The following is a 13,167-nucleotide window of genomic DNA, read 5'->3' on the forward strand; positions in this document are numbered from 1 at the left end:
GTAAATCATTTAATTTAGTAGAAACAAAAAGAGCGGCTAATGCCGCTCTTTTCAATGATGCTGTTTAATCTACCATTTTCGGTTTAGGCTTGGTCTTAAATAGTTTTACTATCATCACAAAGAACAGTGGTGCAAAGTACATTACTAGACAAGTCGCCGCAATCATACCGCCCATTACTGACGTACCCAGTGCGTTTCGAGCGTTAGCACCTGCTCCAGTGCTCACAACTAGTGGTAATACCCCTAATACGAAGGCTAGAGAGGTCATAATAATAGGGCGTAAACGCATTTCACAAGCATGTACTGTTGCGGAAACCAGATCAACGCCTCTGTCGTATTGTTCTTTGGCAAACTCTACTATTAAAATTGCGTTCTTCGCGGTTAAACCGACAGTGGTTAATAAACCAACCTGGAAGTAAACATCATTTTCAAAGCCACGAAGTAGAATAGCTGTTAATGCTCCTAATACGCCTAATGGTACAACTAAAATAATTGCTAAGGGAATGCTCCAGCTTTCATATAAAGCAGCTAAGCAGAGGAAAACCATCAAGATTGAAATTGCGTATAGAATAGGTGCTTGGTTACCGGCTTGTATCTCTTGGTATGAGGTACCTGTCCAGCTCACCTGTACATCGCTAGAAACTTCAGCCGCTAATTTATTAACTTCAGCCATAGCATCACCTGTACTGTAACCCGTTGCCGCTTCACCTAGAATCTCTAATGCCGAATTACCGTTATATCGCGATAATTGCGGTGATCCTACGCCCCAATGAGAAGAGGTAAAGGCAGAAAATGGTACCATTTGATCTTGGCTATTACGTACATACCAGTGATCTAAATCTTCTGGACTCATACGGTATGGCGCATCTGCTTGAATATATACGGTCTTAGAACGACCTTTATCAATAAAGTCATTAACATAGGATGAACCCCAAGCAATTGATAAAGTATCATTAATATCGCTAATGCTAAGGCCGTAAACTTTGGCTTTTTCATAATCGATATCTAGGTAGAACTGTGCATTATCTTCTAAACCATTGGATCGCGTTCTTTGTAATACAGGACTCTCTGCCATTTTAGCTAATAGTTGATCGCGTAACTCGACTAACTTGCTATGACCGACACCACCTATATCTTCAAGGAAGAAATCAAAACCTGTTGATGTGCCCAATTCACGGATAGCAGGAGAATTAAAGGCAACAATCGAGGCTTTTTTATAAGACGAAAAATAGGCCATACTGCGTTGAATAATAGCATTTACATTGGTTTCATCTGTGGTTCTTTGAGACCAATCTTTCAAACCTACAAACGCCATACCAGCATTTTGCCCTGAACCAGCAAAGTTAAAGCCAGAGACAGTAAATATGGTGCTAACGGTATCTTCTTCATTTTCTTGGAAATAGTTTCTCACATCGTCCATAACTTCAGCCGTTTGTTTGATGGTTGCACCCGTCGGCAATTGCACCATCACATTAAAATCACCTTGGTCTTCACTGGGTAAAAATGAACTTGGAATACTGTTAAACAAGTAGCCAGCACCAGCAAATAAAGCCACGTAAATAATGACAAAGCGGGCAGGGCGAGCTAATACGCGTCCAATTGAACCGTGATAACCTTTTAACAAACGATCAAAGCCTAGATTAAAATAGGTAAATACTTTTGATGATTTAGTTTTGTCTACCGGTTTTAATAATGTTGAACAAAGTACTGGTGTTAAGGTTAAGGCTACGATTACTGATAACACCATTGCAGTTACAATAGTAATTGAGAATTGTTTATAGATAACCCCTGTTGAACCTGACATAAAGGCCATTGGGATAAATACAACCGTCAATACCATGGTAATACCAATCAAGGCACTAGTGATCTGCCCCATCGATTTTTTAGTTGCTTCTAGCGGTGAGAGTTTATCTTCATGCATTATACGCTCAACATTCTCTACCACTACGATTGCATCATCTACCAATAGGCCAATGGCTAATACCATACCAAACATTGTTAGGGTATTAATGGAGAAACCTAACAGTGACATAATAGTGATAGTACCTAGTAATACAACGGGTACGGCAATAGTAGGAATTAAGGTTGCTCGAAAGTTTTGTAAGAAAAGTAGCATTACAAAGAAAACCAAAATGATAGCTTCACCTAAGGTTTTAACGACTTCTTCAATGGATAAGCGGATAAATTTGTTATTATCTGTTGCTTTTTTTAACGCTAAACCTTCTGGGAATGATTTAGATAACTCTGCTAATTTTTCATCTACTGCGTTTTGTGTATCAAGAGAATTAGCGCCTGAAGCAAGTGTGATAGCAATACCTGAAGTTGCATATCCATTGAATACAGGAACTACACTTGAACTCTTACTACCCAACTCTACTCTTGCTACATCTTTTAAGCGGACCTTAGAGCCATCTTCGTTTACTTTTAGTAAAATCTCTTTAAATTCATCAACCGTTGTTAATAAACTTTGTGCGGTAATAGTGGCATTAATCATTTGTGAGTTAGTGGATGGCGTGCCACCAATTTGTCCTACCGTTACTTGGCTATTTTGCACAGAAACCGCATCTGATACATCAACAGGTGTTAAGTTGTAGCTATATAATTTGGCAGGGTCTAGCCATATACGCATCGCATAAGAGGGACCAAAAATGGTCACACTACCTACACCGCTTACACGGCTAACAATATCTTTGATACTTGAGTTAGCATAATCTTGGATATCCCCGGCATTCATTGAACCATCAGGAGAATAAAGCGCGGTTACAGACATAAAGCCTGAAGTACTTTTAGTGACGGTTGTACCTGCATTTTGAACGGCGGTAGGTAAGCGGCTAGTTGCTTGTTGTAAGCTGTTTTGTACCTGTACTTGTGCAATATCAGGATCTGTTTCTGTACTAAAGGTCAAATTAATTGATGCGCTACCAGAAGAGTCACTGGTTGAAGACATATACAGCAAGTTATCAATCCCAGTCATGCTCTGCTCAATAACTTGAGTCACACTGTCTTCAATGGTTTTTGCTGATGCTCCAGTATAAGTGGCTTTAATTTCAACTGAGGGTGGTGCAATAGTTGGGTATTGTGCAATTGGTAAATTTAAAATTGAGGCGATGCCTGCAATTAATACCACTATGGTCATCGCCCACGCAAAAATGGGTCTATGAATGAAAAAATTAGACATACTTAGTTCCTATTCCGCTGTATTTGTTGCTGGTGAGAAAATAGTACTTACCGCTGTTTCTGCACTGGTGGTGTTACTATCAACGACAACAGTTACTTTACTTTTTATGTTAGTCAGGTTGTTGGTAATAATACGGTCACCTGCTTCTAGGCCTTTTTCAACCACCCAGTTATTGCCTATTTCATTGCTGAGTTCCAAGTTTTTCTTCTCAACAACATTGTCTTCATTCACGATATAAACAGAAGGTGCGCCTGATTGACTTCTTACGACTGCATTTTGCGGTACTACTAGGTAATCTCGTGCTTCTGGGTAAGCGATATGTGCTCGAACATACATACCTGCTAACAATTCACCATCAGGGTTAGGGAATACCGCTCTTAATGTCACAGTACCGGTTGAACCTTCTACCTGTGTATCAACAAAACCCAAGGTACCTTGTTGCTCGTAAGTTGTGCCATCTTCTAAAGTTAACGTTACGGGTACTACTGGTTTTGTTGTCGGTACGCCTTTAAATTGTCGCTTTAATTTATATAGATTTACAGCAGACTGTTGCATATCTACGTATACATTGTCTGTTTGAATGATACTAGTAAGGTAATCTGTTTGGCCTGAGGTTAATAAAGAGCCTTCAGAAACATTAGAGAAGCCAGCTTGGCCTGAAATAGGCGCTTTAATCTTAGTATATGAAAGTTCTATGTTGGCATAATCTAATGCGGCTTGACTAATGGCTGTTTCTGCTTTTGCTTCAAGGTATGTTGCTTCAGCTTGGTCATAAAGTTGTTGGCTACTCAGCTTTTTATTTAATAGTTCTGCGTAACGGTCTAGCTCTTTTTTTGCATTACGTTCACTACTTTGTGCTTTTTTCAGTTCAGCACTTGCACTGTTAACCGTTGATTGGTAAGTGGTTGGATCGATTAAGAATAGCGTATCGCCTTCTTCAACTGAGCTACCTTCTTCATATAAACGACTTTTTACAATACCGGTGATTTGAGGTCTTACTTCAGCTTCTTTAAACGCAGTCACCCGACCCGGTAATTCACTACTTAACCGTAAATTAATATAATCTACGGTTAATGTATCAACATGAATTTCTGCTGCCGCTTTTTGATTTGACGGTGTTTGATCTCCACAGCCTAATAGACTTAAGGAAAGACTCAACAGTAAAGGGTATTTAATTGCGTTAGCAAAAGTCATAGGTCAACCTCGGTGTAAAATAAAATAAAACAATGGATCATAACTATCCCATAAAAGAAGTTAAGGCAGAGTTAAGATGATGGGTTATCCACTTTTTTAGACAATAAAAAAGTGGATAATGTTGATTGGTATAAGCCATTAATATGCTAATACCATTTTAATAATTAATAAAGTTATCACTTCAGCTAGAGTGGCCAGTAAAGATTACAAATTAAGTTAATAAAAATCTTATTAACTGTGTGATTAATATAATGTATTTGTAGTACTCTTAATTAACTATAATCAGTTATTAATAATATGCGAGAGGCATCGATGAAATTAGAAATGATATGTACAGGCGAAGAAGTATTAGCAGGTCAAATCGTTGATACCAATGCGGCATGGTTGGGTAATCAATTGATGAATCATGGCTTTGAAATGCATCGTCGCACCACTGTTGGTGACCGATTAGAGGATTTAGTAGACGTTTTCCAAGAACGTAGCATGCAAGCCGATATCATTTTAGTGAATGGTGGCCTGGGGCCGACAGCTGACGATCTTTCTGCACAAGCGATGGCAGATGCGATGGGCGTTGCATTGGTTGAAAATCAACAATGGTTAGATCAATTAACTCTTTGGGGAGCTGAACGTGGTATTACCTTAACGGCAAGTAACCTGAAACAAGCTTGGTTACCAGAAGGAGCCGTATTAGTTGATAACCCAGTTGGGAGTGCTTGTGGATTTCGAGTGAAATTAAACCGCGCATGGTTATTTTTTACCCCTGGTGTACCTCATGAATATAAAAAGATGGTATTAGAGCAATTTATTCCTTTTGTAAAAGCTGAAGCAGGGCTACAAAGTAAAGTAGAAGTCACTAAGTTATTGAGTATTGGAATTGGTGAGTCAACAATGGCTGAACGGTTAGAGAAATTGTCATGGCCAGCTGGCATTACTCTTGGTTACAGAGCCTATATGCCTTACTTAGAATTAAAATTAATCGCTCGCGATGTGCCACAAGCACAGCAAACGATGGCTATTGAGCAAGCTCTGACTGAGTTAGGAGATGCAGTTGTTGCACGTAATCAAGATACACTTGCTGCAGAGGTTCACCAATTATTACTCGCTAAAGAAAGTACCTTGGCAATAGCTGAATCTTTAACAGGTGGTGATATTTGTAACCAGTTAGTCGCCTTTCCCGGAAGCTCTCATTATCTTCAGCAAGGTGTTGTGAGTTACTGTAACGAAGCCAAAATGTCATTGTTGAAAGTCACTGAACAGTGTATTGAACAAAACACTGAAGTTTCCTTATTGTGTGCAGCACAGATGGCAGCTGGTGTGGCCACTGCTAATACTAGAATAGACACAACCGATTTTGCACTTGCAACAACAGGTATTGCTGGACCAAGTGGTGGAACAGAGCAAAACCCAGTCGGTACGGTGGTAATTGCTGTTAAAGACGACAACCAAGTTTATTGTCAAACTATTCGCCTTTCGTCACAACGCAGCCGTACTTATATTCGAGATATTAGCGCAGCTATTGCTTTAGATATGTTACGACGTGCTATTATTGGTATTTCACCTATTGCTGAGTATCACTACATTACTCGTGTTAATTCAGCGGTATATCCAATATCAGAGCTACTTACTTAATATTTAATTATTCAGCCTTCTAGTAAATTAAGCATAGCGTTAGCGTCAATAGAATCAGGAGAATTATGAAAAAAGTACAAATGTATTGCGGGGGATTACTTATGTGCTTCTCTATTATGAGTTCCTTTGCTTTTGCTGATCCGGTGTGGATTGATGTTCGCACCTTATCTGAAAATTTACGTAATAACATTCCTGGTGATCTACGCATTTCACACTCTAATATAGTGAGAGAAGTGACAAAATTATACCCAGATAAAAGCACAGAAATTCATCTTTATGATAAAACAGGTGGTAGATCTGATATCGCCTTGTCTGCTTTAGAACAAGCGGGCTATGAATTTGTAATTAATGAAGGGAGTATTGAAGAAGCAAAAAAGAAAAGAGGGTTAAATTAATTATTTAACCTCTTGAAAAGTAGTGAGTATTTATTTTTAATGTTTATTGTACTTTCAAGCTTTCTTCAATCTCTACGATCTGCTTATCTATCTCTTGTGCTTCAAAGCTTAACTGCGAGTAACTTTTAATATCACCATTTCTCTGTGCATGCATAGCTTCTTCTAACTTAGCCGAAAGTTGTTTATTGAGTTGTTTTAATGGGTCTTTTTTAAATATAGAAAACATAATTTATTCCTTTATCTTATTTTACCCAGATTAATACGTTTAGATTACTTTTTAGGTTCATTTTTATGTACACATATTTAAAATAGAAAATAGGTTGCTTTTATCAACCAAATTAAATATAGTTGTTTTTGTCAACTATATTTAATTTGGTAACAGTGGGAAAAATATGCAGTTAGAACTATTAAATCAAAATGAACAGACTGGCTTAACCGCAACAAAAACACCATTAAGCCATAAAGTGTTTGTTATACTTTGCTTATTGGGCTTTTTTACCGGTACATTAACCGCCATCATGACTTATATGAACTTAGGTTATACAGAGCATTTTTTAATGGACTGGTTTAGTTCATTTTTGTCTTCTTTATTAGTTATTCCCATTGGTTTTTTAGTGATGGCTGTCATCACTAAACTGATTAATCAAAAATATCCTCTACTAAGTGAATTGCAACGAAATTTAATCACTGGGATGATAATGGCGGTTATCATGGAGGCTGTGATGTCATGTAGTACTGCCATAAACAATATCGGTCTAGCAGACTTAGGTAACTTTTATCAAGGTTGGTTAGCTGGGTATTTAGGATCGTTACCAGTAGGATTAGCAATTATGGTGATCATGTCATTAACCATTAAGCCTAAAATAGAAGCTTTTATTAGAAGTTAGTTGTACCCATTGTCATTATACCAATCATACTCATTAACGGAGCTATTTTGCAGATTAAAAAGTTATTGTTTGGTTGTAAATTTGTAAAGGAAGTAACCACTTAAAAAGTAGTCTCTTTTCGTTAATTGTTGATAGACAATTAATGAAGTTAATCTTCAAAAGGCTCAACTTACGCGTTTAAATAAATCATTTTTATAACGTAAATTTAACTATTTATTACAATTGGTATTACACAATATAGGAATACAAATGGGTTATTGGTATTTAGCTATTGCCATCATATCTGAGGTAATAGGCACGCTAGCGTTAAAAGCGTCAGATGGTTTTAGTCATTGGGTTTACAGCGGTGTTTGTGTCATTGCTTATATTATTGCGTTCTATTTTTTATCTCTTGTTTTAAAGACTGTACCAATTGGTATTGCTTATGCCATTTGGGCTGGGATGGGTATTGTACTGGTCGCTGCTGTTGGTGCGCTTGTTTATAAACAGATACCTGATCTAGCAGCGATTATCGGCATGGCTTTTATTATCATTGGTGTGGTTATTTTGAATGTTTTTTCTAATAACTCCGGTCATTAAGTGAAAGCGTAGCAGCATAATTCTCGATGATGAGTGGTAGCTGTTGTGTTTAGCTTCAACATTTAATCGCACTTTTAGGAAATTACTTATATGAAAACATCGCCTCGCTTTTTTGAATTAGCCTGTAGTAGCAAAATTATTATAGCTGCCTTAAAAGTATCACTCATCGTTGGCACGCTGCTCGCGGTTATTAATCACGGTAGTGCGATAATGCAAATGGATTTTGATAGCCAACGCTTATTTCAAATTATTTTAACTTACTTCGTTCCTTATTGTGTATCGACTTATTCAGCGGTCAAAGCAATTCAACAGCGAGATAAGATTTAGTAACAATAGTTTATGCTAGTAGACGACAACAAAGGCAAAGTTAACGATGCAACGTTTTGAACTGTGTAATGCAAAACAGTGTGCTCCAGAGCTATTAGCGCTCGGGCAAATTAATATGAAAATGTGGTATCTATTTACTTGGTTAGTGGAACACGGTGAGTTGCGTCATGGTACACAGGCTGAAGTCGTTAAGTTATACATGGATGAGCAGTTAGTAGCATACAGTCTGTTGGAGAATTACGAAGCTTGCGATGACAAAATGAAGTGGGTGGAAGGTGAAGTGTACCAAGACCTCGGGGTACTACATTTTGTAACACTACCAGCACATCGTAAAAAAGGTTATGCCAGTCTATTAGCGAAACAGATATATAAACAGGTCATCATACCGCTATTAGCTCGTCACCAGGACGTTAACGCTTATATCGTTGCTACTGAAAGGGCGGTGCCATTAATCCAACGAGCAGGTATTGCGCCACGTTATTTAGTGACTCAGTTTTATTCTGACCAGACTTTTCATAAAAAAGTGATTCAACAAATAAATCCAAAATAATCTTATGCTAATGTGATGATTTACAAGTATAAAAAAAGGGCTAATCATTAGCCCTTTTTTATTGGTAAATACTCACTCATTCATTTAGTGAGATAAGATCTGCTCTAGGAACAGTTTTAAACGATCAGATTGTGGGTTATCAAAGAACTCATTAGGTTCGTTCTCTTCAATGACTTGTCCTGCATCCATGAACACTACTCGGTCTGCTACTTTTTTCGCAAAGCCCATTTCGTGTGTCACACAAATCATAGTAATACCTTCATCTGCTAACTCAACCATTACATCGAGTACTTCAGATACCATTTCAGGATCCAATGCCGATGTTGGCTCATCAAATAACATGATTTCAGGGTTAATACATAAACAACGTGCAATCGCTACACGTTGCTGTTGACCACCAGAAAGTTGGTTAGGGTATTTATGCGCTTGCTCTGCAATTTTAACGCGCTCTAAATAATACATAGCCGTTTCAATTGCTTCTTTACGTGGCTTTTTATGTACCCAAGTTGGCGCAATCAACAGGTTTTCTAACACTGATAAATGCGGGAAAAGATTAAAGTGTTGGAACACCATACCCACTTGAGAGCGAATATGACGTACTACTTTCACATCTTCAATTAACTCAGTGCCATTGATGTTGATACTACCTTCTTGGAACTTTTCAAGGTGATTCAAACAACGAATAGTTGTTGATTTACCTGAACCCGATGGGCCACAGATAACCACTTTTTCGCCTTTTTTAATGTTTAAGTTTACATCTTTTAGTACATGGAAATCACCATACCACTTATTGACGTCCTTCATTGTAATCATAACTTCTTGGTCAGACATGACGTTTCCTTTTTAATGCTCGGTGTTAAATTTGCGTTCAATCGATTTTGAGTATTGTGACATTGAAAAACAGCATACCCAGTAAATAAGTGTTACAAATACGTAACCTTCTACTTCGTAGCCTAGCCAATTGGTATCACTGTTAGTCAGTGTCACCATCGCTAAAATGTCGAATAAACCGATAATTAAAACAAGCGTTGTATCTTTGAACAGTGAGATAAATGAACCCACTAAGTTCGGGATAGATATTTTTAAAGCCTGTGGAAGGATGATTAAAATCATACCCTGCCAGTAAGTTAAGCCTAATGCTTCACTTGCTTCATATTGGCCTTTTGGTATCGCCTGTAAACCACCACGTATTACCTCTGCGATATAAGCCGCTTGGAATAGCGTAATACCGATCAATGCACGTAGTAATTTATTAAACTCAATCCCATCATGGAAGAATAGCGGTAAGAGTACCGATGCCATGAATAGAATCGTAATCAGTGGTACACCACGTACAAATTCAATAAAACCAATACATAGAGTTCTTAGAATCGGCATGTTCGATTGACGACCTAATGCCAATACAACACCAATTGGAAATGAAGCAACAATACCTACCGCTGCGACTAGAATGGTTAGCATTAAGCCACCCCATTTTTCAGTCTCAACCACTTCTAAACCAAACCATCCACCACTGATTAATACAAAGCAGATAATTGGAAAAAGAATAATAGTGGCAATTTTAAGTTTAACGCTACTGATGTACTTAAAACCAAAAATCAGTGCAATACTTAAAATACCTACTAGGTTAGGACGCCAATGTAATGCTTCTGGGTAAAACCCGTACATAAATTGGTCGAATTTCTCGACAATAAATATCCAACGGGCACCACTGTTTACGACTTCTTCTTTTGTGCCAGTCCAGGTTGCATTAAATATCATCCAATCCAATAATGGTGGAATAATTGCGTACAGAATATATAACCCTGCAAGTGTTAATAACGTATTTTTTACATCTGGAAAAAGATTCTCTCTTAACCAAAAAACAACGCCTTTATTAGCCGTTGGAGCCGGTTTGGCTTCTTTCATTGTATAAGTTGCCATCTTAACGTCCTTTTATCGCCATTTTCGCATTAACCCAGTTCAACAACAGTGAAATGAGGATACTGATGGTGAGGTAAACAGCCATGGTCATGAGGATAATCTCAATCGCTTGTCCTACTTGATTTAAGGTTGTACCAGAGAAGAGTGTAACTAACTCAGGATAACCAATCGCCGTTGCTAATGATGAGTTTTTAGTTAAGTTTAAAAACTGATTAATAACAGGAGGAATGATGACGCGTAATGCTTGTGGTAATACCACTTTAGTTAATATTACATAGTCTTTAAGGCCTAATGACTTAGCTGCCTCTTTTTGCCCCTTAGGCACGGCTTCAATACCTGCACGTACGGCTTCTGCAATATAAGTAGCTGTATAGATACTTAACGCAAATAATAGAGCAAGTAATTCCGGAATGATGGTTAAACCACCCCTAAAGTTAAAGCCTTTTAATTCAGGGTAAATAGCAGTAATTGGTTGACCAGCAATAAAGTACACTAAGGTTGGTGCTAAAATTAAAATCGCCAATGATACTTTGATGATTGGGAACTCTTCACCTGTATCATCGTGACGCTTACGAGACCAACGAATCAGGTAAATTATCGCAGCAATAGCTAATACAAACGCAACCAAGACTGCGCCGCTACCACTTTGGAAAATAGGTTCAGGTAATAATAAACCACGGTTATTTAAGAATACGCTGTCTAAGTAAGCGAAACTTTGGCGTGGACCTGGTAATGCTGCAAGTACAACGTTGTACCAGAACAATATTTGTAACAAAATTGGAATATTACGGAATGTTTCAATGTATACAAGTGCAAGTTTTGAAATCAAAAAGTTACTTGATAAGCGAGCGACACCTAATAATAAGCCAATAATTGAAGCGAAGATAATCCCCAATACCGACACTAGAATGGTATTTAATAAACCAACGATAAATACATCCATAAAGGTAGATGTGCCATCGTCGTAAGGGATAAGCGTTTGGCTGATGCCGAAGCCAGCTGTGTTGTCTAAAAATGAGAAACCAGTGGTGATGCCACGGCTTTCAATATTATCAAACATGTTATTTGCAAAATAGAATGCAAAAAACACAACGAGCGCTAAAGCGAAAACTTGGAAGAAAATTGCGCGGTGTTGAGGGTTGTTTAACAATCCTTTACCGTCTACTGGGAGCTGTTTGTTTGTCATAATGTGCCTTTTAATCAGCTAGGAAAAAGGGGAAGTAAAACTTCCCCTAGAGACTGGTTAAAATTAACGAATTGGCATTGGGTACATGATCCCACCATCATTCCACAGTTTGTTTAAACTACGTTCGATTTGGATTGGTGAGTCTTTACCTACGTTTAGGTCGTATGATTCTGCGTAGTTACCAACTTGTTTAACAATTTGGTAAGCCCAATCATTTTTAAGCCCTAAATCTTCACCAGTTTTACCTGAAGAGCCTAATAGACGTTTAATGCCTGGGTTAGCTGATGATTTAAGCATTTCATCTACATTGCTTGATGATACACCTAGCTCTTCAGCTTCGATTGTTGCAAACATAGTCCAACGAATTACGTTAAACCAAGCATCGTCACCTTGACGTACAACAGGACCTAGTGGTTCTTTAGAGATTGTTTCTGGTAAAAGAATTGCCGATGTTGGATCATCAAGTTTGATACGTAAACCAGCTAATTGAGAACGGTCAGATGTTACAGCGTCACAACGGCCTTTTTTGAAACCATCGATTGTTTGACCTGATGTATCATAAGTTACGGCTTTGTATTCCATGCCATTAGCTTTGAAGTAATCTGTTAAGTTAAGCTCAGTTGTTGTACCTGCTTGAATACAGAAAGTCGCGCCATCTAACTCTTTAGCTGAATTAACACCTAAACTTTTGCTTACTAAGAAACCTTGACCGTCGTAGTAGTTAACACCAGCAAAGTTTAAACCTAGAGAAGCGTCACGAGTAGCAGTCCAAGTTGTTGCACGTGCTAGTACATCAACTTCACCACTTTGTAAGGCAGTAAAACGCTCTTTAGCTGTTAATGGGAAGTATTTCACTTTACTTGCATCGCCTAACACAGCACTTGCTACTGATTTACAGAAATCTACATCTAGACCTTTCCACTCACCGTTAGAGTCTGCTGCAGAGAAACCTGGAATACCTGTAGAAACACCACATTTAAGTACATCTTCTTTGATAACGTCTTCTAGTGTACCTGCATGAGATAGAGTAGGGACTGCCGCTGTTAGACCAAGTAATAAAGCTAGTTTTGTTACTTTCATCGTATTTTCCTTATGGCTTAAAATTATTGATAAATCACTATGAATATAGATAACGTGGTTTAGAACGATACTCATATAAAAATAATTATGGCAAGTTCCATGCCATTTCATATTTAGAACAATATTCATATAAATACATAAGAGCAATTTGCATGCCACCAATATATTTAACGAGATTAATCATAAGATAGAGGCAGGCTTTTACTACCCCCTAAGAGCCTAACCCATCATTTTTTTTG

Annotated in this window: 13 protein-coding genes; 6 read left to right on the forward strand and 7 right to left on the reverse strand. The window is 37.9% G+C overall.

Annotated elements, in window-relative coordinates; all coding sequences use genetic code 11:
* Positions 1-64: 64 nt before the first annotated feature.
* Both AC0L3W_RS02260 and AC0L3W_RS02265 read right to left on the reverse strand, forming a co-directional pair.
* Complete coding sequence (locus tag AC0L3W_RS02260) at positions 65-3,178, reverse strand: efflux RND transporter permease subunit (RefSeq protein WP_290038605.1); 3,114 nt, start codon at positions 3,176-3,178, stop codon at positions 65-67.
* A gap of 9 nt (positions 3,179-3,187) precedes the next feature.
* The gene (locus tag AC0L3W_RS02265; protein WP_409439775.1) at positions 3,188-4,372 is read right to left on the reverse strand and encodes an efflux RND transporter periplasmic adaptor subunit; all 1,185 of its coding nucleotides are present in this window, start codon (positions 4,370-4,372) and stop codon (positions 3,188-3,190) included.
* A 312-nt stretch (positions 4,373-4,684) separates the two neighbouring features.
* Between AC0L3W_RS02265 and AC0L3W_RS02270 the strand changes: the two genes are divergently transcribed.
* Together AC0L3W_RS02270 and AC0L3W_RS02275 are read left to right on the forward strand one after the other, a co-directional pair.
* Complete coding sequence (locus AC0L3W_RS02270; RefSeq protein ID WP_290038601.1) at positions 4,685-6,001, forward strand: CinA family nicotinamide mononucleotide deamidase-related protein; 1,317 nt, start codon at positions 4,685-4,687, stop codon at positions 5,999-6,001.
* A 65-nt stretch (positions 6,002-6,066) separates the two neighbouring features.
* Positions 6,067-6,396 carry a rhodanese-like domain-containing protein gene (locus AC0L3W_RS02275; protein WP_409439774.1) on the forward strand — a complete coding sequence of 110 codons (330 nt, stop codon included), beginning with the start codon at positions 6,067-6,069 and terminating at the stop codon, positions 6,394-6,396.
* 43 nt (positions 6,397-6,439) lie between these two features.
* On the opposite strand, the gene AC0L3W_RS02280 is transcribed toward AC0L3W_RS02275, so the two are convergent.
* Positions 6,440-6,622: a DUF6435 family protein gene (locus tag AC0L3W_RS02280; protein WP_290038598.1), complete on the reverse strand. Its 183-nt coding sequence runs from the start codon at positions 6,620-6,622 to the stop codon at positions 6,440-6,442.
* Between the two features lie 166 nt (positions 6,623-6,788).
* On the opposite strand from AC0L3W_RS02280, the gene AC0L3W_RS02285 reads away from it, so the two are divergent.
* The 4 genes from AC0L3W_RS02285 to AC0L3W_RS02300 all read left to right on the forward strand — a co-directional run bounded on the left by AC0L3W_RS02285 (position 6,789) and on the right by AC0L3W_RS02300 (position 8,739).
* Positions 6,789-7,283 carry a DUF2798 domain-containing protein gene (locus AC0L3W_RS02285; RefSeq protein WP_409439773.1) on the forward strand — a complete coding sequence of 165 codons (495 nt, stop codon included), beginning with the start codon at positions 6,789-6,791 and terminating at the stop codon, positions 7,281-7,283.
* A 249-nt stretch (positions 7,284-7,532) separates the two neighbouring features.
* Positions 7,533-7,862 (forward strand): DMT family transporter, encoded by a 330-nt coding sequence (locus AC0L3W_RS02290; RefSeq protein ID WP_290038595.1) that lies wholly within the window; start codon positions 7,533-7,535, stop codon positions 7,860-7,862.
* Positions 7,863-7,952: 90 nt separating this feature from the next.
* Positions 7,953-8,189, forward strand: a complete 237-nt coding sequence (nrtS, locus tag AC0L3W_RS02295) for a nitrate/nitrite transporter NrtS (RefSeq protein WP_290038593.1) — start codon at positions 7,953-7,955, stop codon at positions 8,187-8,189.
* Positions 8,190-8,235: 46 nt separating this feature from the next.
* Positions 8,236-8,739, forward strand: a complete 504-nt coding sequence (locus tag AC0L3W_RS02300; RefSeq protein ID WP_290038591.1) for a GNAT family N-acetyltransferase — start codon at positions 8,236-8,238, stop codon at positions 8,737-8,739.
* Positions 8,740-8,823: 84 nt separating this feature from the next.
* On the opposite strand, the gene AC0L3W_RS02305 is transcribed toward AC0L3W_RS02300, so the two are convergent.
* From AC0L3W_RS02305 to AC0L3W_RS02320, 4 genes are all read right to left on the reverse strand, one after another.
* On the reverse strand, positions 8,824-9,570 hold the full coding sequence (locus AC0L3W_RS02305) for an amino acid ABC transporter ATP-binding protein (protein ID WP_113819072.1): 747 nt from the start codon (positions 9,568-9,570) through the stop codon (positions 8,824-8,826).
* A 12-nt stretch (positions 9,571-9,582) separates the two neighbouring features.
* A complete protein-coding gene (locus AC0L3W_RS02310; protein WP_290038590.1) occupies positions 9,583-10,662 on the reverse strand; it encodes an amino acid ABC transporter permease in 1,080 nt (359 codons plus the stop codon).
* 1 nt (position 10,663) lies between these two features.
* Complete coding sequence (locus AC0L3W_RS02315; RefSeq protein ID WP_290038589.1) at positions 10,664-11,848, reverse strand: amino acid ABC transporter permease; 1,185 nt, start codon at positions 11,846-11,848, stop codon at positions 10,664-10,666.
* 63 nt (positions 11,849-11,911) lie between these two features.
* Positions 11,912-12,928, reverse strand: a complete 1,017-nt coding sequence (locus tag AC0L3W_RS02320) for an amino acid ABC transporter substrate-binding protein (RefSeq protein WP_290038588.1) — start codon at positions 12,926-12,928, stop codon at positions 11,912-11,914.
* Between the last annotated feature and the right edge of the window lie 239 nt (positions 12,929-13,167).

This window comes from Psychromonas sp. KJ10-5 (genome assembly GCF_055808325.1).

Excerpts from the sequence above, each read along its gene's own strand:
- AC0L3W_RS02300 (WP_290038591.1), top strand. The coding sequence starts at position 8,236 with ATGCAACGTTTTGAACTGTGTAATGCAAAACAGTGTGCTCCAGAGCTA.
- AC0L3W_RS02280 (WP_290038598.1), bottom strand. The coding sequence starts at position 6,622 with ATGTTTTCTATATTTAAAAAAGACCCATTAAAACAACTCAATAAACAA.
- AC0L3W_RS02265 (WP_409439775.1), bottom strand. The coding sequence starts at position 4,372 with ATGACTTTTGCTAACGCAATTAAATACCCTTTACTGTTGAGTCTTTCC.
- AC0L3W_RS02315 (WP_290038589.1), bottom strand. The coding sequence starts at position 11,848 with ATGACAAACAAACAGCTCCCAGTAGACGGTAAAGGATTGTTAAACAAC.
- AC0L3W_RS02275 (WP_409439774.1), top strand. The coding sequence starts at position 6,067 with ATGAAAAAAGTACAAATGTATTGCGGGGGATTACTTATGTGCTTCTCT.
- AC0L3W_RS02270 (WP_290038601.1), top strand. The coding sequence starts at position 4,685 with ATGAAATTAGAAATGATATGTACAGGCGAAGAAGTATTAGCAGGTCAA.
- AC0L3W_RS02305 (WP_113819072.1), bottom strand. The coding sequence starts at position 9,570 with ATGTCTGACCAAGAAGTTATGATTACAATGAAGGACGTCAATAAGTGG.
- AC0L3W_RS02320 (WP_290038588.1), bottom strand. The coding sequence starts at position 12,928 with ATGAAAGTAACAAAACTAGCTTTATTACTTGGTCTAACAGCGGCAGTC.
- AC0L3W_RS02290 (WP_290038595.1), top strand. The coding sequence starts at position 7,533 with ATGGGTTATTGGTATTTAGCTATTGCCATCATATCTGAGGTAATAGGC.
- AC0L3W_RS02310 (WP_290038590.1), bottom strand. The coding sequence starts at position 10,662 with ATGGCAACTTATACAATGAAAGAAGCCAAACCGGCTCCAACGGCTAAT.
- nrtS (WP_290038593.1), top strand. The coding sequence starts at position 7,953 with ATGAAAACATCGCCTCGCTTTTTTGAATTAGCCTGTAGTAGCAAAATT.
- AC0L3W_RS02285 (WP_409439773.1), top strand. The coding sequence starts at position 6,789 with ATGCAGTTAGAACTATTAAATCAAAATGAACAGACTGGCTTAACCGCA.
- AC0L3W_RS02260 (WP_290038605.1), bottom strand. The coding sequence starts at position 3,178 with ATGTCTAATTTTTTCATTCATAGACCCATTTTTGCGTGGGCGATGACC.